21 protein-coding genes and 1 other RNA gene are annotated in these 25,177 nt (G+C 61.6%); 12 read left to right on the forward strand and 10 right to left on the reverse strand.

Annotated elements, in window-relative coordinates; all coding sequences use genetic code 11:
- Window positions 1–2: 2 nt before the first annotated feature.
- The gene (gene mtgA / locus L1K66_RS06235) at window positions 3–686 is read right to left on the reverse strand and encodes a monofunctional biosynthetic peptidoglycan transglycosylase (protein ID WP_252260097.1); all 684 of its coding nucleotides are present in this window, start codon (window positions 684–686) and stop codon (window positions 3–5) included.
- 96 nt (window positions 687–782) lie between these two features.
- Here mtgA and L1K66_RS06240 point away from each other — a divergent pair, with 96 nt between their 5' ends.
- A complete protein-coding gene (locus L1K66_RS06240; protein WP_252260098.1) occupies window positions 783–2,132 on the forward strand; it encodes a M20 metallopeptidase family protein in 1,350 nt (449 codons plus the stop codon).
- Here L1K66_RS06240 and L1K66_RS06245 read toward each other — a convergent pair.
- Window positions 2,129–2,746 carry a class GN sortase gene (locus L1K66_RS06245; RefSeq protein ID WP_252260099.1) on the reverse strand — a complete coding sequence of 206 codons (618 nt, stop codon included), beginning with the start codon at window positions 2,744–2,746 and terminating at the stop codon, window positions 2,129–2,131. The genes L1K66_RS06240 and L1K66_RS06245 overlap by 4 nt on opposite strands.
- Window positions 2,746–5,013 carry a marine proteobacterial sortase target protein gene (locus tag L1K66_RS06250; protein ID WP_252260100.1) on the reverse strand — a complete coding sequence of 756 codons (2,268 nt, stop codon included), beginning with the start codon at window positions 5,011–5,013 and terminating at the stop codon, window positions 2,746–2,748. Before L1K66_RS06250 ends, L1K66_RS06245 begins: the two co-directional genes overlap by 1 nt.
- A 192-nt stretch (window positions 5,014–5,205) precedes the next feature.
- On the opposite strand from L1K66_RS06250, the gene L1K66_RS06255 reads away from it, so the two are divergent.
- Together L1K66_RS06255 and L1K66_RS06260 are read left to right on the forward strand one after the other, a co-directional pair.
- Window positions 5,206–5,934, forward strand: coding sequence for a helix-turn-helix domain-containing protein (locus L1K66_RS06255; protein WP_252260101.1), 729 nt, complete (start codon window positions 5,206–5,208; stop codon window positions 5,932–5,934).
- Between the two features lie 11 nt (window positions 5,935–5,945).
- Entirely contained in the window at window positions 5,946–6,572 is a 627-nt protein-coding gene (locus tag L1K66_RS06260) for a hypothetical protein (protein WP_252260102.1), read from the forward strand.
- Window positions 6,573–6,608: 36 nt separating this feature from the next.
- On the opposite strand, the gene L1K66_RS06265 is transcribed toward L1K66_RS06260, so the two are convergent.
- The 3 genes from L1K66_RS06265 to L1K66_RS06275 all read right to left on the reverse strand — a co-directional run bounded on the left by L1K66_RS06265 (window position 6,609) and on the right by L1K66_RS06275 (window position 9,287).
- Window positions 6,609–7,214 carry a hypothetical protein gene (locus L1K66_RS06265; RefSeq protein ID WP_252260103.1) on the reverse strand — a complete coding sequence of 202 codons (606 nt, stop codon included), beginning with the start codon at window positions 7,212–7,214 and terminating at the stop codon, window positions 6,609–6,611.
- Between the two features lie 106 nt (window positions 7,215–7,320).
- A complete protein-coding gene (gene rpoH, locus L1K66_RS06270; RefSeq protein ID WP_252260104.1) occupies window positions 7,321–8,274 on the reverse strand; it encodes an RNA polymerase sigma factor RpoH in 954 nt (317 codons plus the stop codon).
- Between the two features lie 59 nt (window positions 8,275–8,333).
- Entirely contained in the window at window positions 8,334–9,287 is a 954-nt protein-coding gene (locus tag L1K66_RS06275) for an RluA family pseudouridine synthase (RefSeq protein WP_252260105.1), read from the reverse strand.
- Between the two features lie 17 nt (window positions 9,288–9,304).
- Between L1K66_RS06275 and L1K66_RS06280 the strand changes: the two genes are divergently transcribed.
- From L1K66_RS06280 to L1K66_RS06305, 6 genes are all read left to right on the forward strand, one after another.
- Window positions 9,305–9,700, forward strand: a complete 396-nt coding sequence (locus L1K66_RS06280) for a Mov34/MPN/PAD-1 family protein (protein WP_252260106.1) — start codon at window positions 9,305–9,307, stop codon at window positions 9,698–9,700.
- A gap of 138 nt (window positions 9,701–9,838) precedes the next feature.
- Complete coding sequence (locus L1K66_RS06285; RefSeq protein WP_034952254.1) at window positions 9,839–10,492, forward strand: histidine phosphotransferase family protein; 654 nt, start codon at window positions 9,839–9,841, stop codon at window positions 10,490–10,492.
- A 17-nt stretch (window positions 10,493–10,509) separates the two neighbouring features.
- Window positions 10,510–11,220: an N-acetylmuramoyl-L-alanine amidase gene (locus tag L1K66_RS06290; protein ID WP_034952257.1), complete on the forward strand. Its 711-nt coding sequence runs from the start codon at window positions 10,510–10,512 to the stop codon at window positions 11,218–11,220.
- Between the two features lie 38 nt (window positions 11,221–11,258).
- A complete protein-coding gene (locus L1K66_RS06295) occupies window positions 11,259–13,202 on the forward strand; it encodes an alkyl/aryl-sulfatase (RefSeq protein ID WP_252260107.1) in 1,944 nt (647 codons plus the stop codon).
- Between the two features lie 50 nt (window positions 13,203–13,252).
- An RNA gene (rnpB, locus tag L1K66_RS06300) (RNase P RNA component class A) lies at window positions 13,253–13,671 on the forward strand.
- Window positions 13,672–13,722: 51 nt separating this feature from the next.
- Complete coding sequence (locus L1K66_RS06305; protein ID WP_252260108.1) at window positions 13,723–14,511, forward strand: hypothetical protein; 789 nt, start codon at window positions 13,723–13,725, stop codon at window positions 14,509–14,511.
- Window positions 14,512–14,602: 91 nt separating this feature from the next.
- Here L1K66_RS06305 and L1K66_RS06310 read toward each other — a convergent pair whose 3' ends face one another.
- The 3 genes from L1K66_RS06310 to L1K66_RS06320 form a co-directional block, all read right to left on the reverse strand.
- Window positions 14,603–18,136, reverse strand: coding sequence for an autotransporter domain-containing protein (locus tag L1K66_RS06310; RefSeq protein ID WP_252260109.1), 3,534 nt, complete (start codon window positions 18,134–18,136; stop codon window positions 14,603–14,605).
- A 202-nt stretch (window positions 18,137–18,338) separates the two neighbouring features.
- Complete coding sequence (locus tag L1K66_RS06315) at window positions 18,339–19,649, reverse strand: UDP-glucose dehydrogenase family protein (protein WP_252260110.1); 1,311 nt, start codon at window positions 19,647–19,649, stop codon at window positions 18,339–18,341.
- Window positions 19,650–19,712: 63 nt separating this feature from the next.
- Window positions 19,713–20,519 (reverse strand): metallophosphoesterase family protein, encoded by an 807-nt coding sequence (locus L1K66_RS06320; protein WP_252260111.1) that lies wholly within the window; start codon window positions 20,517–20,519, stop codon window positions 19,713–19,715.
- Window positions 20,520–20,867: 348 nt separating this feature from the next.
- Between L1K66_RS06320 and L1K66_RS06325 the strand changes: the two genes are divergently transcribed.
- Together L1K66_RS06325 and L1K66_RS06330 are read left to right on the forward strand one after the other, a co-directional pair.
- Window positions 20,868–21,788, forward strand: a complete 921-nt coding sequence (locus L1K66_RS06325; protein WP_252260112.1) for a TorF family putative porin — start codon at window positions 20,868–20,870, stop codon at window positions 21,786–21,788.
- 133 nt (window positions 21,789–21,921) lie between these two features.
- The gene (locus L1K66_RS06330; protein WP_034952270.1) at window positions 21,922–22,359 is read left to right on the forward strand and encodes a VOC family protein; all 438 of its coding nucleotides are present in this window, start codon (window positions 21,922–21,924) and stop codon (window positions 22,357–22,359) included.
- A gap of 18 nt (window positions 22,360–22,377) precedes the next feature.
- On the opposite strand, the gene nhaA is transcribed toward L1K66_RS06330, so the two are convergent.
- A complete protein-coding gene (nhaA, locus tag L1K66_RS06335) occupies window positions 22,378–23,613 on the reverse strand; it encodes a Na+/H+ antiporter NhaA (protein ID WP_252260113.1) in 1,236 nt (411 codons plus the stop codon).
- Between the two features lie 88 nt (window positions 23,614–23,701).
- Here nhaA and L1K66_RS06340 point away from each other — a divergent pair, with 88 nt between their 5' ends.
- Window positions 23,702–25,123, forward strand: a complete 1,422-nt coding sequence (locus tag L1K66_RS06340; protein ID WP_252260114.1) for a glycosyl transferase family protein — start codon at window positions 23,702–23,704, stop codon at window positions 25,121–25,123.
- Window positions 25,124–25,177: the final 54 nt, after the last annotated feature.

Below are 25,177 nucleotides of genomic sequence, written 5' to 3' on the forward strand. Positions count from 1 at the left end.
CGTCAATCGTAGACGCAGTCGTCGAGCCCGTCACCCTTTACGACATTGATGCGGCGTTCCACGCTGTTGCCGTGCCGGGCGAGCCAGCCGCCCGGATTGCGCACCGCGCGCTTCTTGGGTTGGGGCAGGGCGACTGCCATGCGGCTGGCTTCGTCAGGGGAAAGGCGGGCGGCGCTCTTGCCGAAATACCGCTGTGCGCCGGCCTCCGCGCCATAGGTGCCGATGCCGGTCTCAGCGACGTTGAGATAGACTTCCATGATCCGCCGCTTGCCCCAGACCGCTTCGATCCAGAAGGTAAACCACGCCTCCAGCCCCTTTCGGAAATAGCCGCCGCCTTGCCAAAGAAAGACATTCTTGGCGGTTTGCTGGCTGATGGTGGAGCCGCCCCGGATGCGCCCGCCTTCGGCGTTTTCGCGCGCGGCCTGTTCGATTGCTTCGGTGTCAAAGCCCCAATGGGTGCAGAACTTGGAATCCTCCGCCGCAATCACTGCTGCGACCAGGTTGGGATCGATATTGTCGAGGCTCTCCCAATCCTTGGTGATGCCGTTTTCATCCATCAGCATTGTCGCCGTGACGGGTACGGGAACCCATTTGAACACCAGCACCAGCAGCAGGCTGATGCCGATGAACCACAGGATTGCCTGAGCAAGAATGCGCGCGATGCGAAGCGGGAGCGGACGGTCCATGACGCCGCAAATACGCTGGCAGGAAAGACGCTGCAAACACTTGTTGTATGGCCGCGGTGAGCGTGCTTCTATGCGGCCAAACAGGGGAATTTGACCATGCGCCTTTACCACACCGCCGCCACCGCCATCGCGCTTGCCATCGCGGGCTTGCCCGTTGCCGCAATGGCCGATGATCATGCGGTCGATCATGCCGCGCTCGCCGAAGCGATCGAAGCGGATTACGACAGCTATCTCGCCCCGTTGTTCGTGCATTTCCACCGCAATCCAGAACTGTCCTTCCTTGAAAGCGAGACCGCGGCGCGCATGGCGCTGGAACTGCGGCAGGCGGGGCTTGAGGTGACGGAAGGCGTCGGGGGAACCGGCGTTGTCGCAATGCTGCGCAATGGTGACGGGCCACTGATCCTGTTGCGCGCCGACATGGACGGACTGCCCGTGCCGGAAAAATCCGGGCTCGATTACGCCTCCACCGCGACACAGGTGGGTCAGGACGGGGTCGAATACCCGGTGATGCACGCCTGTGGCCATGATGTGCACATCACTTCTATGGTCGGCACCGCGCGCAAGCTGATGGAGATGAAGGACAGGTGGTCGGGCACGATCATGTTCGTCGTCCAGCCGGCGGAAGAACGCGTCGGCGGGGCCAAGGCGATGCTCGCAGACGGGCTGTATGAGCGCTTTGGCAAGCCCGACTATGCGCTCGCTTTCCACGTCGCCGCGCAATTGCCCACGGGCAAGGTGTCAGCAGCAGAGGGCATCCAGTATTCCAGCTCGGATTCGGTCGATATTACCGTGCCGGGCATCGGCGCGCATGGTGCCAGCCCGCACGCGGGCCGCGATCCGGTGTATATCGCCTCGCAGATCGTCACCGCCCTGCAGAGCATCGTCAGCCGCGAGATCATGCCGCTTTCGCCCGCTGTCATCACCGTGGGATCGTTCCACGCGGGATCGAAGCATAACATCATTTCCGACCGCGCCGACCTGCAATTGACGGTGCGTTCAAACGACGAAGCTGTGCGCGCGCAACTGCTCGCCGCGATTGAGCGGATTGCCGTCAATACCGGCAAGGCGCATGGCCTGCCCGATGATCTGCCGGTCGAAGTGAAGGTGGTGGAAGGCACCCCCGTCACTTACAATGACAAGGAACTTGCCCGGCGGCTCAACAGCGTGATGATCCGCGATTTGGGAGAGGACGCGTTCATCCCGTTCGAACAACAGGGCATGGGCGCGGAAGACTTCGCCTATTTCGTCGAGGAAGAACTGGGCGTGCCCGGCTACTACTTCGCGGTTGGAGGCACTCCGCAGGAAGCCTTTGACGCTGCCGCAAACGGTGGCCCAGCCGTGCCGAGCCACCATTCGCCGCTGTTCAAGGTCGCGCCGCGGGAAAGCGTCACGCTGGGAACCCACGCAATGATCGCGGCGGTGCTTGATCTAGCTCCGGCGAACTAAGGCATTCGCTGAGCCCACGCGACCCGGCGCAGCGGGCCGGGCGTGTGGGTGTCGAACGGGAAGCAGGTGGTGAGCGCGAGCAAGCCTTCCCCGCCATCGGCAGGATAGCTGAATTCGTCCCACCGCACGGTTTCGAACCCGGTGACGCGGTAGCGCGCCCGCGTTCCGTCGATGCGTTCCATCACGATTTCGTCTCCGGCCTTGAGGTCCCGGACGAACATGAAATGCGTATCGCGATGCGCCGCGAGGATCGTCACGCGGCGTGCCGGATCGTCGACCATGGCGGTCGGACCAAATGCCATCGCCTCGCCCGATCCGCCCGATAGCACCACATCGCTTGCACCAAGACGCGGCACCGACATTCGAGCCATCGGCGCGGTATCGGCCCAGCTCCACGGTTTGACGGGAGTGCCCGTGGCAAGGCTCTGATCAAACGCCCGGTTGAGCAGAACCTGCGCGACTTCGGCTTTGACCGGGATATAGAGCGCCTTGGTGGTCAGCGCCGCGCCGCTCAGCAGCAGGATCGCGCATAGCAGCAGGGGAAGGGCGCGCCCGATACCTCCTTCCGAAGCGGCGCGCCCCTTGTCCTGAACGATGGTGAGAGCGGCCTGCATCAGGCCACCTGCGAATGGAGGCTGCGCAGGAGAAGCGCGCTGCGAAGCCGCTCCCACCGGTGGCCCACGGCCATCGCCAGACCTGCCAGGAGGAGCAGGAGGCCAAGGCCCAGGGTCAGGACATAGCCGGTCGAGGTTTCCGGCAATTCGAGCTGCTGCCGCTGCTTTTCCATTTCGCGCATCGGCAGATCGCGATCACGGTTGGCGAATTGCACCCCGAACAGGTGATCGAAATCCCATCCGGCTGGCAGCAGCAGCGGCAATTCCTCGCGGGTCAGCGTCGCGCCTTCCGGCCGGCTTGGGGTGTCGTCCACCGCGATCAGGCTGGTGCGGCTGGTGACGAGGTGGAAGGCCATGCCCAGTTCCTCGATGCTTTCGTCAGCGCGCTCGTAAGAGGTTTCGCCCGACCAACGCTCCGCCTCGACCTCGGCGATGCGGCGATAGGCCCACAGCTTGGCGACGACATCGCTCTGGCTGCCTTGCGACAGGTCGATGGTCTGCGACCAGCGCCGCCCTTCGATCAGGCCGTTGACGGTGAGCGTGCCCTGAAGGTGGCGCGTTCGGCCCAGCAGAACCAGCGGCTCGCCCGCATAGAGATCGGGCAGGTCGCGCGGGGCAAAGTCGATATTGCCGCCGTTGACGGTCGCGGTGAGGTTCGTCGCGACAGGCCTGGCCAGCCGGTCGAGCAGCCGCTGCATCTGGCTCTCGGCCTCTTCGCCCATCCCGACATGGGTGAAGGTGCCGCGCCCGGCCTCAGCCATGCGGCGCATCAGGAAAGTGTTGGGAGCGGAGCCGATGCCGACCATGAACACCCGGCTGCGCCCGCGATTCTGGCTGATCTCGGCCATCATCTCGGCCTCGTTCGAAAGCGAGCCGTCGGTGAGGAAGATCACCTGGCGCACCCGGTCCGCTTCGGCCGCTTGCTCGGCAGCGCAATCTGCTGCTGTTACAGGCTTGGCGTCGCCACATGGGTCTAACGCGGCTCTGAGCGCCGGAAGCATCTCGGTGCCTCCCTCAGCTTCCAAAGCATGCGTAAAGCTCTTGGCTTGCTCCAGATTTCGACGATTGGCCGGAACCGGGTATTCAAACAGCTCGGTCATCGTGTCGTCAAAGCGGATGATGTTGAAGCTATCCTGCGGGCGCAGCGTCTCCAGCGCGTAGAGCAAGCTTCGGCGTGCGGCGGGCATCGATTCCCCGGCCATCGACCCGGAATTGTCGATCACGAAGATCATCTCGCGTGGCGGAACAGCCCCGGTGCGTTCGGCCGAAGGCGGGGTGATCGTCGCCATGACGTAATCGAGTTCGCCGTGCTTTTCGCGGAACAGGCCGACGCTGGGGGCATCACCCGCCGCGCTCCAGCGCAATTCGAAGTCGCGATTGGCTGGTACCGCGCCATCGGCCAGCGTGATCGTCCGGGTGGCGCCTTGGCCTGCGACATTCACCGCGTGATAGGGGCTGGAAATGGTGTCGGCGGTGAAGCCGGGATCGAGATTGACGGTGATGCTGACCGGATTGAGCCCGCCGCCAGCGCGCGCGACCATGTCGGGATCGGCGGTCGGCGCGACGATATCGCTCGCCCCAGCAAGCAGCGCCGCACGGCTGAGCGAGCCGCCGTCCTTCGCGCTTCCGGCGATATAGCGCGGGCCGACGACCAGCGGCATCCGCAGCGAATAATCGCCCGCGACCTGCTGGATCGGGGCCTGAAATTCGATCTGCACCAGCACGGTTTCGCCCGGGCCGACATTGGCGATCGAATTGCGGAACATGTTGGGGCGGTGCTGTTCGACCAGCCCGGCCTTTTGACCATTGGCCTTGGCCTCCTCATAGATTTCGCGCGCTTCCTCCTTGGGTTTGATCCGCCCTTCGAAGATGCGATCGCCCACCACCATCTTGAGCGTGTCGACGGCGCCATTGTCCGGCAGGGGATAGAGATAGGTCGCCTCCATCCATTGATCGGAGGTGTTTCGGAACGCCTGTGTCACCGTGACGCGAGCGGTCTGGCCGTCGACATCGGCGACGATATCGGTGCCCAGCCGCATCGCGGGCACGTCCTTGGCTACTCCGCCAATCGAGCGCAGCACCAGTCCGCCATCGCTGTTGACGGGCATCGGTGCGGGGGGGGCGGGTTCTGCGCGCGCGGTGGAAACGGGGTTTGCGGTGGCGCGGGTGGAGAACGCCGTGCTTGCCGCCGTGCCCATCGCGATCACGCCCAGGATCAGCATCACCGCCAGCGCGTCTCGATCAAAATTCAGTGCAATTCGTCTCATTTCAGCCTCCATTCATCGCAGTTCTGTATCGCTTTAGCGACGAACGGAGGCGGCGCGCCACGGCCAAGACTGGCCAATATCCGCCGCCAGACCGGACGGTGCGCCGGCAAAATGCAGGTCTGTGCGGAATTGTGCGGATTGGTGCGGGGCAAAGACAAGACAGTGGAGGAAGGAATGGGGTATGCGGGTTTCATGAGCGATTTCGACAACGCAGAGGTGGCGTTCCGGCTGCGCGAGGAGATTGCGCGGCGGCGCCTGTCGCGCGCGCGGCTGGCGGAGCGGGCGAAACTGTCGGTGTCGACGCTGGAAAAGGCGATTGCCGGGCGCAGGCCATTCACTCTGGCGACAATCGTGCGGCTGGAAGAAGCCTTGGGCGCAAGCCTGCGCGAGGAAGCCGAGGTGGAGGCCGCCGGCCCTTCGCTCGCGCCGCCCGAGATGGGCAGCTATGCGCGCCCTGCGGTGCAATGGATCGAAGGCGACTATCTGACCCTGCGCGCCAGCTTCGGTGAAGACGGCGCGGTCTATGCCTATCGCACCGAAATCCGCTGGTCGAACGCGAAGGGGCATCTGGTGTTTGCGGAAAGCGACCGGAGCGATGCGACATTCCAGCAGGCGGGCTTTGTCTCGATGCCGAACCTGTCGGGCCACACCTATCTGATGACGAGCGAGGCGGGGCAGTACCGCATGATCATGCTGGGCCGCGCGACCCGCGAACAGCGCATGTTCGGCCTGCTCGCCACGCTGCAAGTTGGGCAAGGGTCGCAACTCGTGCCGGTGTCATGCCCGGTCGCGCTGGTGCCAATGGCGCAGATCGAAGACCCGCAATTCGGGCTGGTGCGCGAAAGTGACGCGCGCATGGCCGAATATCGCAGCATCCTCGATACCGCGACACGCGACGATTACTGCCGTTTGCGCAAATAGAGCTGGCGACGATGATTATCGTGCTCGAAGGCATCAGCGCGGCTGGCAAGACCACCTTTGCGCGGCAGTTTGGCGCAGCGCATCACGTGACCGAGTTCCCCGACCATGGGGTTGCGCCGGGAAAGGATGATCCTGCTGAGGTTCATGCCGCCTATTGGATAGAGCACAATATCCGCCGTTTCGATGCAGCGGTCGCGGCAGAGCGGGAGCACGGCTTCGCAATCTGCGATACCGAGCCGTTCAAGTCGCACTTCGACTGGTGCATGGCGCGCGCCGGCTACAAATCCTTTGACGTGTTCAACGCTGCGATACCTCTGGCGCGCAAGGCTATCGTCGAGCGCCGCATCGGCTTTGGCGATCGCTATTTTGTAAAACGCATCGCTCCAGAAATTGCCCGCGCCCAGAAAGAAGGGGATGCGACGCGCACCCGGCGCAATTTCGATATGCACCTCGCACTGCAACCGCACCTTCTGGACTGGTTCGGTGCCTTGTCGCAGGCGCTGCCGGGGAAAGTCGAGTTTGACTTCCCCGACAAGGACACAGTTCTGGCCGAGATCGCGCGCAATTCGTCAGCGGGGGAACCCCACCGGTTCGATGTTTCGGTGTTCGACGCGTTGCTGGAACGGCTGCAGGGATAGTCGGCTTTCCTTAGTCGGGAACCGGGCGGGCGCCCCTCACTTCACCTTGGTCTTGCCGCCGCCTGTCAGGCTTGACCAGTCGATCTGGGCGAACAGCCGGTTGGCGATGTTGCCGATCCGATCGGCATCGCTGGCAAAAAACGATCCGCGGTATTTGACCACCCAATCCGATCCCGGACGGCAACCGACCCACAGGAACGACGCCAGTTCGGGGTGGTCAAAGCCATAGCCGCCCGGCTCGATCGTGTAGCTGCGCGAATATTGCGTCATGCCGTCAAATCCCGCCATCGAGAGACCGGCATCCTCCTCCTTTACCGAGCCGCCTCGGCTGAGGATCGGGCTGTTGGCCCCGTCGAACTGATCGCGGCAGGTCGATCCGCTGAGCGGATAGACATAAAGCGAAATCTCCCCCGGCATTCCATCGGGCGAATATCCGACGCTCGCATCGCTGCCGCTCTCGTCGAATTCAACGACCCGGCCACGGGTGAAGCCGCCAAGCACAGCCGGAAAGGCAATTCCCACGGCCTTGTGAACGTAGGGATCAGGCGGATTCTCGACCTCGTTCTGAGCCGCAACGGGCGCGCACAGCCCCATGATGACTGCGGCCAGTGCGAGTGCGACGGTACGAATGTGCTGCGGCATGAAATTTGCCCTCCCACCCCCGGCATAACGGGAGGGGAGGGCAATTCAAACCCTTGCGGGCCGATTTTCGTGGTGCCGGCTGGTCAGCCAGGCCCCTGACAACGCGTCATGCGACGCCGGGCAGCAGCCTTTCGCCGGCGATCCGCTGCATTGCCTTTTGCAGCTTTTCGAAGGCGCGCACTTCGATCTGGCGGATGCGTTCGCGGCTGACGTCATAGACCTGCGACAGCTCTTCGAGCGTCTGCGGCTTTTCCGTCAGGCGGCGTTCGGTGAGGATGTGCTGCTCGCGCTCGTTGAGGCTCTTCATCGCCTCGACCAGCATTTCGTGGCGCACATCGGCTTCCTCGGCATCGGCCACGACTTCGTCCTGAAGCGGACGATCATCGGTCAGCCAGTCCTGCCATTCGCCCGAGCCTTCTTCACCATTGCGCATCGGCGTGTTGAGCGATCCGTCGCCGCCCATCATCATCCGGCGGTTCATGTTGACCACTTCCTGCTCCGGCACGCCCAGATCGGTGGCGATCTTGGTCACGTCATCGGGCGACAGGTCGGTGTCTTCATAGGCTTCGAGCTGCTTCTTCATCCGGCGCAGGTTGAAGAACAGTTTTTTCTGGGCGGCGGTGGTGCCCATTTTGACGAGGCTCCACGAACGCAGGATGTATTCCTGAATGCTCGCCTTGATCCACCACATCGCATAGGTCGCGAGGCGGAAACCGCGATCGGGCTCGAACTTCTTCACGCCCTGCATCAGGCCGACATTGCCTTCGGAAATGAGGTCCGACACGGGCAGACCATAGCCGCGGTAACCCATCGCGATTTTCGCGACGAGGCGCAGGTGGCTCGAAACGAGCTGCGCGGCGGCTTCCGGATCTTCGTGTTCGGCGTAGCGCTTTGCGAGCATGTATTCCTGCTCAGCGGTAAGCACCGGGTATTTCTTGATCTCGGCCAGATAGCGGTTGAGGCTCTGCTCACCACTCAGGGCCGGGACTGCGTTTGCTTTGCTCACTATTTCCCTAACCTTTCCTGTGTCGACCTCTGATGCCGGACCCCTGATGGGCATCCGGTCGTTTGGGCCACGTGGTTACATATAGACAGTCTTTGCGCGCTTTGCTGCGCTTTTCATCGATTAGAACGCCCAAGTTCGTCGATTAGTTCCTGCATGTCGTCGGGTAAATCGGCGGTAAACCGCAGTTCTTGCGAGGAAATCGTGTGTAGGAAACCCAATTCCGCCGCATGCAGCGCCTGCCGCGCAAACCCTAGCGAAGTCAGCAGGGATTTCAGTTCCTTGGGTGTTTTTCCGTAAAGCGGATCTCCCAATAGCGCATGGCCAATTGACGCACAGTGAACGCGCACCTGGTGGGTACGCCCGGTTTCAAGGCGGCATTCGATCATCGCGCTCGAATCCAGCCTCTTGAGCGTCTTGTAATGGGTGATCGCGTGTTTCCCGCGTGAGGAATTCTTGTCGAGCACCGCCATTTTCTTTCGGTTCGCGTCGCTGCGCCCGATTCGCGCATCAATCGTGCCCTCTGCGGGGTTGGGATGGCCCGCGCACACCGCGATATAGCGGCGGTGGACGGTATGCGCGGCGAATTGCGCCGCCAGCCCTTCGTGCGCGGCATCGGATTTGGCAACCACCAGCAGGCCCGATGTGTCCTTGTCGATGCGGTGGACAATGCCGGGGCGGGCAACCCCACCGATGCCCGACAAGGATCCCTCGCAATGGTGCAGCAGCGCGTTGACCAGCGTGCCTTCGGGATTGCCGGCGGCCGGGTGCACCACCATTCCGGCGGGCTTGTTGATGACGATCAGGTGATCATCCTCGTAAGCGATGTCGAGCGGGATAGCCTGTGGCCGCGCTTCCGCTTCGGCAGCGGCGGGAACGGCGATGCGGAAACTGGTGCCGGGGGCGACTTTCTGGCTTGGGGATGCGGCATAGGCGCCGCCCACTTCGACCATCCCGTCCGCGATCAACGCCTGTATTCGCGCCCGCGAAAGCGCGGTCGCATCCGCCAACGCCTTGTCGAGGCGGGCAGGGGCGGTAATGGTGCCGGTGATGATTTCCGGTTCGGACATGATTGCGGGCATGCGCGATGGACATTGAGGTTACAAGAGCGGTGCTGGATGCTCTTTACGAAATGAGCGAAGCTGCGCACCCGAACGAAGCCTGCGGCATCCTGTTGGGCGAGGGGGCGCATATCACGGCTGCGATACCCACCCGCAATGTTCACCGTCACCCGGAAACGCATTTCGAAATCGACCCGCAGGCATTGATCGACGCGCACCGCAAGGAGCGCGAAGGCGGCCCGGCAATCATGGGATATTATCATTCGCATCCCACCGGCGATGCCCGGCCTTCGGCGACTGACCGGGCAATGGCGGCAGGCGACGGCAAGCTGTGGGTGATCGTGGCCGGTTCGACGGTGACACTCTGGCGTGACCTACCGGAGGCCTTCGCTGCGCTTTCCTACCGTGTCATTGACCGCTAGATAACGGCAGATGACCGCAGAAATCCGCCACTTCCCCGGCTATTTGATGCCAAATGTCGGCGCGAGGTGGATAGGCGGATTTTTTATCCCTAGGACTGTGTTCCAAGTGTTCCATCCTGTAGGAAATCCGATACCGAAATGACTTCGCAAACCGATCTTGCCGCGCTCCTGTGTTCGCGTCTTTGCCACGACATGCTTTCGCCCGTCGGGGCTTTGTCGAACGGGCTGGAACTGCTGGCTGACGAAACCGACCCGGAAATGCGCAAACGCTGCATCGAACTGCTCGAACAAAGCGCCAAGATCAGTACCGACAAGCTCAAGTTCTTCCGCCTCGCTTTCGGGGCTGCCGGGGGCTTTGGCGAAACCGTCCCGGTCGAGGAAGCGCAGGAGGTGATCGCGGCGCTGGCAGGGGACAACAAGCGGGTCGAACTGAACTGGGCGATCGCCGATGCGAACCTTCCCAAGCCAGCCGTCAAGGTGTTGCTGAACCTGTCGCAGATCGCGCTCGATGCGCTGGTGCGCGGCGGGACGCTCGACATCGGGGCGGAACGGCGCGACGGCAATGTCGAGATTGTGGCGCGGGCAACCGGCGATCGCATCGCCTTTGACGAAACCATCGGCAAGGCCTTGCAGGGCGATCTCGATGCCGAGGACATCACCAGCCGCACCGCAGCCGCGCACATGGTCGCGCTGCTGGCCGAGGAAATGGGCGGCGGATTGCAATATGCGCTTTCGGACAAGGCGCTGGTGCTGGGCGGGGTCCTGCCCGAAGCGGAGGGCATGATCGGGTGACGGGCGATTGGCGCGACATGGAGGAAAGCGAGCTGGTTCACCGGGTGGTGCCGTCGCCCAACTTCAATGACCGCGCCTTGCCCATAACCATGCTGGTGCTGCACTACACCGAGATGAAGCCGGTGGAGACCGCGCTTGACCGGCTGACCGATCCCGAAGCGGGAGTGTCCGCGCACTATCTGATCACCGAAGAAGGCGAAGTGATCCAGCTGGTGTCGGAAGCCAAGCGCGCCTGGCATGCCGGGACTTCGTACTGGCGCGGGATCAAGGATGTGAACTCGGCCAGTATCGGAATCGAGCTTGACCACCCCGGTCACGCGGGCGGTTATCGCGAGTTCACCGATGCCCAGTTCGAAGCGCTGGTGCCACTGGTGGCGCGGATCGTGAAGCAATACGACATCCCGCGCGCCAATGTCGTCGGACACTCGGACGTCGCGCCGCTGCGCAAGATCGATCCGGGCGAGCTGTTCCCGTGGGATCGGCTGGCTGAATACGGGCTGTGCCTGCCGCGTCCGGGCAAGCTTGAGCATGTTGATCCGTTCCACAACGAAGGAGCATTCATCCTCGCGCTGGAACGGTTCGGCTATGACATCACCGAGGGTCGCAAGACTATCGAGGCGTTTGAGCGCCGCTGGCGACCGGACCGGATCGAAGGCCGGCCGGATGCGCAGCTTGGCGCGATCCTGTGGCACCTACTGCTGGAAAGGGATCGCGGCGCGGCAAGATAAGGACGAGGCCACAAGGCCCGCGAGGAGAGGGAGAGGACATGAGGAATTCGACGACGCTGGGGGCGCTGGTCGCGCTGCTGGCTCTGGCAGGCAATGCGCCGCCACAAGGGACTGCGACCGAGGCGACTGCGGCGCGCAATGCTGCTGTTGCCGAAAGCCTGCCGCTGGACGATCAGAGCGACTTTGAGGACGCACGACGCGGCCTGCTGGCGCAGCTTGATGGCGACATCCTCAATCCCGACGGCAGCGTCGCGTGGAGCGTAAACGGGCTGGATTTCCTCGATGCGGAGGCCCCTGACACGGTCAACCCATCGCTCTGGCGGCAAAGCCAGCTGACGGCGATCCACGGCCTGTTTGAAGTTGTTCCCGGCATCTACCAGATTCGCGGCTATGACCTGTCGGTGATGACGCTGATCGCTGGGCAGACCGGCTGGATCGTCATCGACCCGCTGTTGACGGCCGCGCCTGCCAAGGCCGGGTTGGACCTGGCGAACCGCACTCTTGGCGAAAAGCCGGTGGTCGCGGTTATCTACACCCACAGCCATGCCGACCACTTCGGCGGTGTGCTGGGCGTGACCACGCGTGAGGCGCTTGCGGCGGGCGAGGTGCAGATCATCGCGCCGGAAGGGTTCACGGCTGAAACGGTCGGGGAAAGCGTTCTGGCTGGGCCCGCAATGGGTCGGCGCGCACAGTACCAGTTCGGGGCGAAGCTGGCCGACGGGCCGGAAAACCGGGTGGGTGTCGGCTTGGGCGCAAAGCTGTCGACCGGGGCTATCGGTCTTCTGCCGCCGACGCGTGAGCTTGGCGCTGAAGACGAGCGCCTCTTGATAGACGGCATCGTGTTCGACTTCCTCGATGCCGGAGGAACCGAGGCGCCATCCGAGTTCGTGTTCTACCTGCCGCAGTTCCGGGCGCTCCACACCGCCGAAGTGGCGACCCGCAACTTCCACAATATCCTGACCCCGCGCGGAGCATTGGTGCGCGATGCCCTTAAGTGGAGCCGCACACTTGATGCGATCCTGACCCGGTTCGGATCGGAAAGCGACGTCATGCTTGCCTCGCACCATTGGCCAGCATGGGGGGCGGAGAATGTGCGCGAAAAGCTGCGCAACCAGCGCGACACCTATCGCTTCACCCACGATCAGACCCTGCGTCTCGCCAATCAGGGTTATACGATGGATGAGATCGCCGAACTGATCGGCGAGCCGGACTTTGCTGCCGGCGATTTCGGCACTCGCGGCTATTACGGCACGTATCAGCACAACGCGAAAGCGGTGTACCAGCGGTATTTCGGATGGTGGAACGCCGTCCCCGCAGATTACGACGCGCTGCCCAAGGTAGAAGAGGCACGCAAATGGGTGGAGGCACTGGGCGGCGCTGATGCGGCGCTTGCGATCGGGCGCAAGGCCTTTGACGAAGGCGAATACCGCTGGGGCGCCACCTTGTTGCAGACGCTGGTCTTCGCCGCGCCGGACAATGCCGAGGCAAGACAATGGCTCGCCGCGACATACGAACAAGTCGGCTTTCAGGCGGAAGGCGGGACATGGCGCAACATCTATCTTTCCGCAGCCCAAGACTTGCGCGATCCGCCCGATACCAACGCGCTTTCCACCACATCAGCCGCCGTGCTGGCCGCGATACCCACCGTCGACCTGTTCGATTCCCTGGCAGCGCGATTCAATCCGGCAAAGATGAACGGAGCTGAGGCAATCGTGCAATTCACGTTCCCGGATATCGGCGAGGCAATCACGGTCGATTTGCGCAAGAGCGTGATGTTCCCGCGGAAGGGCGAGGCAGAAGCACCCAGCGCGCTGCTCACCATCAACAGGTCGGATTTCAACCGCTTGCTGGCGCGAGAGGTGGGAGTGCAAGAACTGATGGCCAGCGGAGCCGCTTCGATCGAAGGGAACCCAATGGCCCTGCTTGCGCTGTTTCAGGCGCTGGACCAGCCGGACCCCTTGTTCGAGATTGTCGAGCCCTGATCCCGACGGCGTCTTTCCAAAGCCGGCATGCGCGCCTATCTAACAGGTATCAGGGGGCTGAGGCAGCCGCGTTTCCCCAAGGGATGCGAGGAAAGTCCGGGCTCCACGAAACAAGGGTGGCGGGTAACGCCCGCCGGGCTTCGGTGTTCGCGCCGGAGTTCAGGGAAAGTGCCACAGAGAGTATACCGCCGATGGAGCCTAAAGCTCACAGGCAAGGGTGAAAGGGTGCGGTAAAAGCGCACCGGGGCGCTGGTAACAGGGTCCGCATGGCAAACCCCACCCGGAGCAAGGCCAAATAGGGGCCTCGCGCGTCCGCAAGGACGCAGGCGTGTTTCGCGCCGAGAGGCCCGGGTTGGCTGCTAGAGCCGTCTGGCAACAGGCGGTCCAGATGAATGGCTGCTGCCGCAGCGCTGGTGCGAAAGCATACCGGTTGCGGAGACAGAACCCGGCTTATGACGCCCCCTGATACCCTTTCCCGCCTTACCTAGGAACCGGTGGTTTGCGGCTCCGTTCAGGTAGAATGACCATGCTGACCCACCCCACTCGCAGTTTTGTCCAACGCAACATCATTGTGCTGGCGGTTGTCATTCAGATCGGCGCTACATTCCTGCCGCAACTCGGATTTGGAGAGCCGATTGGCAACCGCTCCGACAGCGTGAGAACGCTGATCACGCCTTCGGGTTGGGCGTTCGCCATCTGGGGGCCATTGTTCCTGGGATCAGCCCTGTTCGCGATCTGGCAGGCGCTCCCAGCGCAGCGCAACAACGCCTTGCTCGACAAGATCGCATGGCCCGCAGCTGTAGCGCTGGCGGCTCAGGGTGTCTGGGCGACCTACACCCAGTTCGCCAATCTCACGGCGGTCTCCGCAGCGATTATCTTGACCTCGCTAGGCGGTCTGCTGTTGTGCTTGCGGGCCTTGTCAGCCCAAGATGCGCTGACAGGCGGCGAGCGCTGGTTCGCGGCACTGGTGCTTAGTTCGCTTGCAGCCTGGCTGACAGCGGCGAGCATCGTCAATGTGTCGGCGACGCTGGTTTATTACGGTTTGGGCGGCGGTTTCGCATTTCCTCTGGCTGCTGCGGCCATGGTCGCCGTCGGAGGCGTGATCGCCGCGCTTGCCACTGTGCGATCACGCGGTAACCCATGGTATGCGCTGGTGTTCTGCTGGGCCGTGCTGGCGATCTATTTTCGCGGCGGACAACAGGATGCGATGATTGCCGGTTCCTGCATGTTTGCCGGGGCGCTGGTTATCCTGGGCATGGCTATCGGCCTCGCCAATCCGGCTAACCGGCGTCATTGGCTGGGCTTCTAGACCAATAGCGCAAACCGCAAAGAAAAACGCCGGGCCTCACCATCTGGCAAGGCCCGGCGCTTTTGTCGCCGGATCGCTTCCTAAGCCGGGCTTAGAAGCGCCAGCTCAGCGAAGCCTGGGCTTGGTCGTTCGACAGGACGCCGCGGCCCATGTCCGAAGTGACGGAGATCGATGCGCGAAGGTTTGCACCCACCTGCATTTCCGCTCCGGCGTTGACGCTTACCCATTCCGGGTCGAGCTGGTTCGAAATGGTGAAGGGCGTGTCAGCCGCACCGAAGAAGTGCGCAGTCACAACGTCCTGCGTATCCGCCAGTTCGCGGGCATAGGCAACCGATCCGAAGGCTCGGATCGCGGTGTTCTGTCCGCTGCGGATGTCGAAGGAGGCCATTGCGCCGGCCTTCGCGCCCATCGACGTGAAGGTGCGATCGGCAATCGACAGACCGAACGCGCCAGCGCCGATTTCGTCGTAGCCGCCAATCCGGTTGCGAACATAATCCATGCTCATCACCGGACCTGCTTCAACACCCTTGGCCAGATCGAACGCATAACCAAGGCGCAGCCCGCCGAAGGTCTGGCGACCGTCGGCTTGGCCGATGGCATTGGCATAGGCGCGAGTGAAATCGCCCTGCGCCGCCCGCTCCACGCCAAACCGCTGGTCTGACGTACCGGCATAGCCGTCAGCGAACAGGCCGCCATCTGCGTAGGTGGCGTAGATCGCAACCGATTGGCTGCGGTCTTCCTGCGGCTGAAGCGCGCTGGTCGCGACCTGGCTGTTGCGGATTTCCGAAACGGCCACACCGAAGCTGAAGCCGTCGGAAACGCGCATGTCTGCGCCCACCGTCATCTCGCCAGCCTGCGTCAGCGAAGCCTGCTCGAATGCGTTTGCACCCACGACGCCCGAAGCCAGATTGCCGGAACTGAACGCGTCAAAGCCGAAGCCCTGAACACCGTTGCCGAGCACTCCGCCCTGCTGTCCACCGTTCAGGAACACGCCCGATGCGCTTCCGAAGATACCGATCCGACCGGCTTCGGTCGGGGTATTTCCGGCGAGCGCAAAGCTCGCGTTGCCCGCTGCGCTGAACCCGCCAGCCGCACGCGATCCGCCGCGCAGCGCGAGAGTGCGCTGGGCGATCTGACCGGTAAACCGCTGAGAGAACGTGTTGGCGGTGAAGGTCTGGCTGAACGCGCTGGTCGGAGCCAGCGAGGACAGGGTCGCGCCGAGAGTATCGACGGTTGCACCGTCGATGATGTCGAACAGGCCGACGAACTGATCGAAGTTGTTTGCGCGGATCGTGTCGAGTGCTCCGCCGATCGAGCCGAGCGGGCTGGCAGCGCCCACAAGACCGCGAATGCTGCGGGCCGTGATCCGGACAACCACGTCACCACCTTCGATGCTGTGAACCGCCGTCAGGATCGGCGAACGGCTGACGAAGAAGGTCGAGGCGAAATCGCCGTCGATCGCGCCAGCGCTCAACACGGTGAACTCCGTGCCGAACCGGACAGCGCGGTCACCGGTCGAAACCACCAGATCGCCATCAAGCACGGCCGTACCGGACACCGCATAGAAGTCCGACGTGATCGCACGGCGACGACCAACAGTGTAATCGGCCCACAGGGCGCCGCCGCTGGTCTGCACGTAATCACCATTGATGGTGAGCGTGCCGAAACCGCCCGTGCCGCCAGCGCTCATAAGACCGGCAACGTTGAACAGCACGTTGGTGTTGATGGTGCCGCCATCGCCTTCGAGAGCGCCTTCACCCAGGATGTAGATCGGGGTATTGAGCGTGCCATCGATTTCGGCGGTACCTGCAAGGTGTTCGACATCGATAAGGGAGGTAAAATCCCATGCGTCAGGCAGAACGAAACCTGCATCATCATTGTCGATAACAAGCTTGTCGATTTCGACATCCATGTCGACCGTGGTGGTTCCTGCACGGTTGAGATGAACCTCGAAATACTGCGCCGGATTGGCGAATGCGACTCCCGGCGTACCGTCGGTGTTCTGCGGCACAAAGCCAGTCGAGCCCGGTCCGAGCAGAGCGGAACTGTTCGGCGTGTTCGAACCGAAATTAGGCGTGCCGTCGGGGGGAATGAAGGGTGAGGGCGCTTCGGAATTACCCGAAATGTCGATCCCTACAATCGTCCCCAGCTTCGGACCGGCTTCGTATATGCCCGGCTCGCTTCCAGTGGGAATGCCGTTCACCAGCGTTCCGGTGCCATCGTCGATGAAGAACCCGGGGTCGAGATCCTGAGTCCAGCGGCTCGGATCTGACCAAACGCCATCGCCTTCAACTGCTGACACATATTTGTATGCAGTGTTCTCGGTGATGAATTCAAAGAACGGGTAGATCGGGTTGTAGAAGCTGATGTCGCCATAGCCCTCAGGCACACCGAAGAAATCGAACCCACCCGAAAGCACTGCGACCGCGATCGGGAAATCATACAATTGATCGACAATCAGCGGGGAGCCGCTGTCGCCGCCGGCAGTAGCGACCTCGTTGGGCAGGGCGTCATCGTCGAAATAGTCGATCGCGCGAACTGCCGCCAGGCTGACGCAGCTGATGCCGGTCGGACTGAAGGTACAGCCATCAATCTCTTCCTGAGTGCGGTTCGGATTGTCGAAATCGGTGAAGTAGTAGGCCTGCGTCTCGAAACCGAAATCGCTGGTAGGTGCGAAGGCCGGGAAAAGACTGTCGCCAAGATCGGCAGGCGAAGCAAGCGCCCCGAGCATGTTTTCGCCAACGCGTCGCAGGAAACCGATCCCTTGCGATCCGCCACCATTGATACCATTGGCTACACCGAAAGTTCCGTATCCGACTTGCACCACATGAGTGAGTTCAGTCAGCGGTGTGAGCAGAATCGGCAGCGAAGGAACGTCCACAATCGGGCTGTCGACAGCGATCAGCGCAATATCGGCCCAAGGGAAATTCAATCCTCCCTGACCGGGATTCGATGAGGAGTGAATGATCACGTCGGTACTCGATGCGACCCCACCCTCGCCGTAGCCCGCACCGCTGCCGAGATAGGTGAACAGGCGTCCGCTGGTGTCGACCCCGGTGGCGATCAGCTGGGTGCGCTCGGCGCCGGTTCCAGGCAGACCATAGGCCTCCGAAGACCGCGTTCCGCTTGCGTTGACGCAGTGTGCGGCGGTCAGGATGGTGCGCGGGTTGATGACGCTGCCGGTACAGTTGAAGAAGACCCCGCCGTCAGAATTGCGCTGGCTAAAGATCTGGACGACCGAAGGCTGCGTATTGTTGACGTCGATAATGCCACCAGAGCCAACGTCATCGCGCGCGATGATTTCCTGTGTAGGCCCCGTCACCGTAGCAACGAAACCACTTCCTGTGCGCGGGATGGCGAGATTGACCGTGCCAGTGAAGTCAATGTCGAAATCGTTGCGTTTGAGGCCAGCGAAAGTGTCGATCGGGGCTATCGTCCCGGCGAGACCTTCCGCCCTGCGAGCGACCGGCCTTACTGCGCTCGCAATGAGTGGTGTTTCTTCGCCCGAAGCCTCTTCCGCTACCGTGCCTTCAGATTCGCCTTCCGAAGCATGAGCCGGAACAGCGGCAAGCGCCCCGGCAAGCGCCACAATACCGACGCCGGACAAGAAATTACGACTTTTCATGATAGCCCCCTTGCTAATGGTTACCCCTACCCGAGTCGCAACGTAGTATAATTACGTATGGAATCCCAACGGGATTTGTTAATTTATTGTGGGGGTTAGCAGGGCAAGCAAAGGGCTTGCAGTTCGTTGCTGCAATTAGCTGCACGCCTTTGTGAAAAAAATTTCACTAAGGGCCAATTTTTCTTTGTGTTCCGTGCGGCGTTTAAGCCCGACCGATGCTCTCATAGGTGAAACCAAGAGCGCGGACGTCTTCGGGATTGTAGATATTGCGCAGGTCGACGAGCACCGCCGCTGCGGCCAATTCCTTCACGCGGGCAAAGTCCAATGCCCTGAATGCGTCCCACTCGGTGACAATCACAGTCGCATCGGCCCCTTCGATCGCGGCATAGGGATTGTCGCACATGGTCACCTGCGGCATCAGCGGTTTGGCCTGTTCCATGCCTTCGGGATCGTAGGCGCTGACTTGGACGCCGGCGTCGATCAGGGTCTGGGCTACGGCGATTGCGGGTGAGTCCCGCATGTCATCGGTGTTGGGTTTGAATGTCAGGCCGAGCAGGGCAACCTTCTTGCCGCGGGCAGCCTCGGCGCCACCAAGCGCGTCGAGCACCTTGCGTCCCATTGCGCGCTTACGGCTATCGTTCACCTTGACCACGGCTTCGACGATGCGGGTCGGGCTGTCGTAGTCTTCTGCGGTCTTGAGCAGGGCCAGCGTGTCCTTCGGGAAGCAAGATCCGCCATAACCCGGGCCGGCATGCAGGAATTTCGATCCGATGCGGTTGTCCATGCCGATCCCGCGACTGACATCCTGCACATTCGCTCCGACCTTTTCGCAAAGATCGGCCATTTCGTTGATGAAAGTGATCTTGGTCGCGAGGAACGCGTTCGCTGCATACTTGATCAGCTCGCTGCTGCGACGCGACGTGAACAGGATCGGCGATTCATTGAGGAACAGCGGGCGATAGACTTCGCGCATGACCTCGCGGCCGAAATCGTCCTCCGCCCCGATCACGATGCGGTCAGGGCGCTTGAAATCGCCGATGGCCGCGCCTTCGCGCAGGAATTCCGGGTTGGAAACAACGGCAAAGCGGTGCGCCGTGCCGGTGTCGCGGATGATCCGTTCGACTTCGTCGCCAGTGCCCACGGGTACGGTCGACTTGGTGACGATTACGGCTTCTCCGGAAAGGTTTTCACCCACTTCCTTGGCCACAGCATAGACGAACGACAGGTCGGCATGTCCGTCGCCGCGACGGCTGGGAGTACCCACTGCAATGAAAATCGCTGCTGCGCCTTCAATTCCTTCGGCCAGCGAAGTTGTGAAAGACAAGCGTCCGGCCTTCACATTGCTTTCGACAAGGGCGTCAAGACCGGGTTCGTAGATCGGCATCACGCCTTCGTGCAGGCGATCGATCTTGCTCTGATCCTTGTCGATGCAGACCACATCGTGACCGAAATCGGCGAAGCATGCGCCCGACACCAGGCCGACATAGCCCGAACCCACCATTGCAATCTTCATTGCGCCTTGCCCCTGTCCGAGAATACGCGAAACATTCGGTGCCGCTCCGGCTATGCCGACCGGCTATCGCTCTCGTTCGCCCTGAAAGACCTCTATCGGGCCGCCATCGGATTGGCTGGCCTGAATGATCCTTCGCTGGTCGCCTTCAAGCACGAGCGCCGTAAGCACACCTGAGCGGAAAGCGCCAGTGTCAATGCCGATCCTGTTGCCGCAATCCATGACTTTGTTGAAAATCGTGTGGCCGTGAACCACCACTTTTTCCAGCGGACCGGTGTGGTCGAGGAAGCGGTCGCGAATCCACAGCATGTCGCTGCGTTTCTGCTCGTTCAGCGGCACGGCAGGATCGATCCCGGCATGCACGAAGAGATAATCGCCGGCGATGATCATCTCTTCGAAATTGCGAATGTAATCAATGTCGGCCTGCGGGATGAGCTTCGGCATCAGCTCGAACAGCTCATCAAGGTTCATGGCATTGAACTGCTTCTTTGAAAGGCCGTAGGAAAGCACAGTTTCACGTCCGCCATGCTTGAGGAAATGGCGGAGGACTTCGGGCTTTTGGAAGGAGTTCAGGAACATTTCTTCGTGGTTGCCTGCTAGCACCCTGACAGAGCGTTGCTGCTGCCAGGTTCTGGTCCGCGCTATCACTCCGGCGCTGTCCGGCCCGCGATCCACCAGGTCGCCCAGAAGCACGACATGGCTTTCTGCCCCGGGGCGAGCCGCGTCGTCCTGCTCGATACCGTCTATCAATGCGCTGTAGAGGTCCAGCCGACCGTGAATATCGCCGATGAGGTAGTAACGTGTGCATTCTGGCACAGCAGCGAGGCGAGGCTGCGGTGCCGACCGGAACAGATTACGCAAGGCTTTGAACATGGGTGATATCGTTGCATTGAAGAAGTTGAACGCTTCCTGTCGGATCGAGTCCAGGCAGGTCGGGGTGTCGCGTCTTGTCGGCGCCCTTTAATCCCATGCTGCCGAAACAGCAACTCACCCGAGCGAAGGTAGCGGTCGTCCGTGAGCAACCGGCAGGGACAGCCCGCAATGAGTGATGCAATTTTTCAACACTCGAGGCGCCTTGTGTGCAGTCGCGTAATTTCTCTTGTGCTTTGCAGCAAATCCCTGCACGATTGTTTCGCATTCGGATGAGATTGCTCACAAAAATAAGCAACCGACGGATGTGCAGGTGGGACGAAGCAACAACACAACAACAAGGAAGTTGTCATGCTCACGTCCATCCGCGGCCTCACGGCTGCAACCCTCTCTGCGGGCCTTCTGCTTGGCGCAGCGCCCGCTTTCGCCTCGGGATCGAATTCTGAAGCAATCACCAATGCAGATCTTGCTGATGACGGGATCAGCACCGATCTGATCGCGGCATCCGCCGCACTTGACGGCGATACTGTCGTAATCACTACCCAGCCGGTAACGTTTGATCGCGCTGGCGAACCTGTCGTCGAAGACGCAAGTTCGATGGGTGGTGAAAGCGGTCTCACCTTCTCCGCAAACGTGGCTCTAACCACCGAATACCGTTTCCGTGGTGTCGACCTGTCGGGCGGTGAAATCGCGATTCAAGGCGGTTTCGACGTCAGCCACTCGTCCGGTTTCTATGTCGGAACCTGGGCGTCCAGCCTTGATGAGCAAACGGTTGGCTATGGCTCCACCGAACTCGATCTCTACGGCGGCTGGAGCGGTAATGTTTCCGACGCGGTGTCTGTCGATGTCGGCTTCATTGCCTATACCTATCCCGATGCGGGTCCGGGTGATTTCGACTACTACGAATTCTACGGCTCGCTTGGCTTCACCTTCGGACCGGTTTCGACGACTACTGGTGTTGCCTATGCGCCTGGACAAGACGGCCTCGATTTCGGCGGTGGCACGGATGACAACCTCTATCTGTACACCGATCTGAGCCTTGGCATTCCGGACACGCCGATCACGCTGAATGGTCACCTCGGCTACACCGATGGTTCGCTGACGTTCACCAACGACGGCAAGGCCTTCGACTGGTCCATCAGTGCAGATGTGGCTCTGGGTGGCAATTTCTCGGCCAATATCGCTTACATCGAAGCCGAAGGCGACCCGGCGCCGGGCGCCTACGATTTCACCGATGGCGCGATCGTCGCAACCATCAGCGCCAGCTTCTGATGCGTTGATCGATTAGCTGGAATAGCCCGCAGGCAAGCGGGAGGAACGGAAGGGCGTAGGGCCGGATGGTCCTGCGCCCTTTCTCTTGTGCAGGACAAGGCCGGGGCCTACTTCGGGGTCGAAAGGAACTGCAATGGTCAAATACCTCCACAGCATGATCCGGGTCACCGATCCGCAGGCAACGGTCGATTTCTTCAAGCTGATCGGGCTTGAGGAAGTGCGGCGTTTCGATGTCGAGGCCGGTCGGTTCACACTCATTTTCCTCGCCGCGCCGGGACAGGAGGGGGTGGCCGAGGTCGAGCTGACCTACAACTGGCCACCGGCAGACGGAAGCGAGCCGGAACAATATGATGGCGGACGCAACTTCGGCCATCTCGCCTACCGGGTCGAGAATATCTATGAAACCTGCCAGCGCCTTGCCGATGCAGGGCACACGATCCATCGTCCGCCGCGCGATGGGCACATGGCTTTCGTCAAGTCGCCCGACGGGATTTCGGTCGAACTTCTTCAGGACGGAAGACTGGAACCCGCCGAGCCGTGGGCCAGCATGGAAAACACCGGTAGCTGGTAACCCGACGCGTAAAGGCGTTTACGCTTCGGTTGGCTGATTGCCCTGATCGTTGCATTCCTCTTCGGGATGCGTCGTTGTCAGTCGCAAGACGATAAAGCCTAGCACAGCCGAGATTGCGGAGCCTGTCAGGATACCGATCTTGGCTTCCTCGATCAGCAGAGGCTGGTCGGGGAAGGCGAGGCCGCCGATGAATATGCTCATCGTAAAGCCGATCCCGCAAAGGATCGAAACGCCCCAGATTTCCGCCCAGCTTGCGTTTTCCGGGCGCGGTGCAAAACCGGTCTTGTCTGCCAGGAATACGACCGAGAAGATGCCGACCTGCTTGCCGATCACAAGCCCGGCGGCAATCGCAATCGGAAGCGCGTCCAGCAAGGCCTCAGGCCCCATTCCCGCGAGCGAGACACCGGCATTGGCAAATCCGAAGACCGGAACCACCAGATAAGCGCTCCAAGGAGCCAAACCGTGCTCCAGCTTTTCGAGCATGGAATTGCCGTCACGCCGGCGCAGCGGGATCGTCAACGCGGCAACGACCCCGGCGATGGTGGCGTGCACGCCTGAGTTCAGTACACAATACCAAAGCACGACGGCCAGCAGGATATAGGGCCAGAACACCGAAACGCGGAACCGGTTGAGCGCCAGCAGCAACCCGAACACCACGATCGAGGCGACCAGCCACATAGTGTAAAGCGACTTGGTGTAGAAAACGGCGATCACCACCACCGCGCCAATGTCGTCAACAATTGCGACAGTCAGTAGAAACAGCCGCAGCGATGCAGGAACCCGGCTGCCAAGCAGGCCCAGCACACCCATCGCAAAGGCGATGTCGGTTGCAGCCGGAATTGCCCAGCCGTTGGTATATTCACCACCGCCTGATACCGCTAGGTAGACGATAGCAGGGACCGCCATGCCAGAGGCAGCAGCCAGCATCGGCAAACGCCGCGCTGCCGGATCAGAAAGCTGACCGGAAACGATTTCCCGCTTCACTTCCAGCCCGACCACGAAGAAGAAGATCGCCATCAGGCCGTCGTTGATCCAGTAATGCAGATCCTTGAGCTTTTCGATCGGGGTCCACGGCAGTTTTCCGTAGAACAAATCGCGATATTCCCCTGCGAACGGCGAATTCGCTGCAATCATCGCGGCAGCGGCGACAAGGATCAGCAGAACGCCTGCCGAAGCATCGCTGACGAACAATGCGCGAACCGGAGCAAAGATGCGGCGCAGGGGCCGCGCGAGGGGAACGGACGAATCTGACATAGGAGAGCCTCCTTTCAGAAAAGTCAGCGTGGTTGCAAGGCCAATCCCGGCGCGTTAGTCTGAAAATCTCTCAACGAGGTGGGTCGCCTTGTCTATATTCGAATGGAATGTCTGGCAGTGGCTGGCTGTCTTCCAGCATGAGGTGCTGCTGTTCGCAGCGGTTTTCTTCCTGATCGGCGCGATTGACGATCTTGCGGTCGATCTGTCGTGGCTGTGGTTGAGATGGACTGGACGGGCGGATACAGCCCGGATCCGGCGTTCGGAATTGCAGCAGCGCGCGCTTCACGGCCCTGCGGCGATTTTTATTCCGGCCTGGCAGGAAGCGACGGTGATTGCGCAAACAATCAGGCACATCCTCGCTGCATGGCCGCAAGAGCAGTTGCGCCTCTACATCGGCACCTATCGCAATGATCCGCACACCCTGGCTGCCGCGATGCAGGCCGCACCGGGCGATGCAAGACTGCGGATCGTAATCCATGATCGCAACGGGCCCAGCACCAAGGCCGACTGCCTGAACCGTCTCTACAAGGCGATGCGGGATGACGAGCGGCGCATGGGGCAATTGTTTTCGACAATTGTGCTGCACGATGCCGAAGACCTGGTCGATCCTGCAGGGCTGGGCTTGCTGGATCAGGCCATCGCGGGCGGTGCCGATTTTGCGCAATTGCCGGTCGAACCATTGCCGCAATCAGGCGTGAAGTGGCTGGGCAGCCATTATTGCGAGGAATTTGCCGAGGCTCATGGGAAAGCGATGGTGGTGCGCGGTGCGGTGGGTGCAGCACTCCCGGCAGCCGGAGTTGGTTGCGCGATTTCACGCTCTGCATTGCAAGGGCTTTGCCGCATGCGGTCCGACCTCAAGCCGTTTGATCCTGCATCCCTGACCGAAGATTACGAGCTTGGATTGACGATTGCGGAGAATGGGGGTTCTTGCCGCTTCGTCCGGGTGCGTGGCGAAGATGATCTGCTTGTCGCGACCCGAGCCTATTTCCCTTCGCGCATCGATCACATCGTTCGCCAAAAGACACGTTGGGTTCACGGGATCGCGCTTCAGGGCTGGGATCGCACCGGTTGGGCAAGAGGCGGCATCGAGACCTGGATGCGTGCCCGTGACCGGAGAGGGCCCTTCACGGCCATGCTGCTGTTGCTGGGTTACACGCTGTTGGCGCTTACCCTGCTGCTGCTGGCCGCCGCCAATCTGGGCTGGACCGATCCGCAACCGCTAAGCCCGCTTGTGGCTGCACTGCTTTTCACGAACCTTGGTTTCTTCGTTTGGCGTGCCATTTGGCGCTTTGTCTTCACTGCGCGCAATTATGGTGTGAAGGAAGGCGTCTTGGCGGTGTTGCGCATTCCGGTAACAAACCTTGTGGCGATCATGGCCGGACATCGTGCAGTTGTTGCCTATATGCGCGCACTCGCTGGCGGAGCCCTTGAATGGGACAAGACCCCGCATGATCGCCATCCCGCGGAAGCAGCCCTGCCGATCACACCGGCAAGGCCGGTTCAGGTATGAGGGCCGGTACAAACCGAGGCGTCCGCGGCGCGCCTCTCGTCGTGCTCGCACTGG

The sequence above is a fragment of the Erythrobacter aurantius genome (genome assembly GCF_023823125.1).
Classification (GTDB): domain Bacteria; phylum Pseudomonadota; class Alphaproteobacteria; order Sphingomonadales; family Sphingomonadaceae; genus Erythrobacter; species Erythrobacter aurantius.

Coding starts and splice junctions, on each gene's coding strand:
- mtgA (WP_252260097.1), bottom strand. CDS start 686: ATGGACCGTCCGCTCCCGCTTCGCATCGCGCGCATTCTTGCTCAGGCA.
- L1K66_RS06240 (WP_252260098.1), top strand. CDS start 783: ATGCGCCTTTACCACACCGCCGCCACCGCCATCGCGCTTGCCATCGCG.
- L1K66_RS06245 (WP_252260099.1), bottom strand. CDS start 2,746: ATGCAGGCCGCTCTCACCATCGTTCAGGACAAGGGGCGCGCCGCTTCG.
- L1K66_RS06250 (WP_252260100.1), bottom strand. CDS start 5,013: ATGAGACGAATTGCACTGAATTTTGATCGAGACGCGCTGGCGGTGATG.
- L1K66_RS06255 (WP_252260101.1), top strand. CDS start 5,206: ATGAGCGATTTCGACAACGCAGAGGTGGCGTTCCGGCTGCGCGAGGAG.
- L1K66_RS06260 (WP_252260102.1), top strand. CDS start 5,946: ATGATTATCGTGCTCGAAGGCATCAGCGCGGCTGGCAAGACCACCTTT.
- L1K66_RS06265 (WP_252260103.1), bottom strand. CDS start 7,214: ATGCCGCAGCACATTCGTACCGTCGCACTCGCACTGGCCGCAGTCATC.
- rpoH (WP_252260104.1), bottom strand. CDS start 8,274: ATGCCCATCAGGGGTCCGGCATCAGAGGTCGACACAGGAAAGGTTAGG.
- L1K66_RS06275 (WP_252260105.1), bottom strand. CDS start 9,287: ATGTCCGAACCGGAAATCATCACCGGCACCATTACCGCCCCTGCCCGC.
- L1K66_RS06280 (WP_252260106.1), top strand. CDS start 9,305: ATGGACATTGAGGTTACAAGAGCGGTGCTGGATGCTCTTTACGAAATG.
- L1K66_RS06285 (WP_034952254.1), top strand. CDS start 9,839: ATGACTTCGCAAACCGATCTTGCCGCGCTCCTGTGTTCGCGTCTTTGC.
- L1K66_RS06290 (WP_034952257.1), top strand. CDS start 10,510: ATGGAGGAAAGCGAGCTGGTTCACCGGGTGGTGCCGTCGCCCAACTTC.
- L1K66_RS06295 (WP_252260107.1), top strand. CDS start 11,259: ATGAGGAATTCGACGACGCTGGGGGCGCTGGTCGCGCTGCTGGCTCTG.
- L1K66_RS06305 (WP_252260108.1), top strand. CDS start 13,723: ATGACCATGCTGACCCACCCCACTCGCAGTTTTGTCCAACGCAACATC.
- L1K66_RS06310 (WP_252260109.1), bottom strand. CDS start 18,136: ATGAAAAGTCGTAATTTCTTGTCCGGCGTCGGTATTGTGGCGCTTGCC.
- L1K66_RS06315 (WP_252260110.1), bottom strand. CDS start 19,649: ATGAAGATTGCAATGGTGGGTTCGGGCTATGTCGGCCTGGTGTCGGGC.
- L1K66_RS06320 (WP_252260111.1), bottom strand. CDS start 20,519: ATGTTCAAAGCCTTGCGTAATCTGTTCCGGTCGGCACCGCAGCCTCGC.
- L1K66_RS06325 (WP_252260112.1), top strand. CDS start 20,868: ATGCTCACGTCCATCCGCGGCCTCACGGCTGCAACCCTCTCTGCGGGC.
- L1K66_RS06330 (WP_034952270.1), top strand. CDS start 21,922: ATGGTCAAATACCTCCACAGCATGATCCGGGTCACCGATCCGCAGGCA.
- nhaA (WP_252260113.1), bottom strand. CDS start 23,613: ATGTCAGATTCGTCCGTTCCCCTCGCGCGGCCCCTGCGCCGCATCTTT.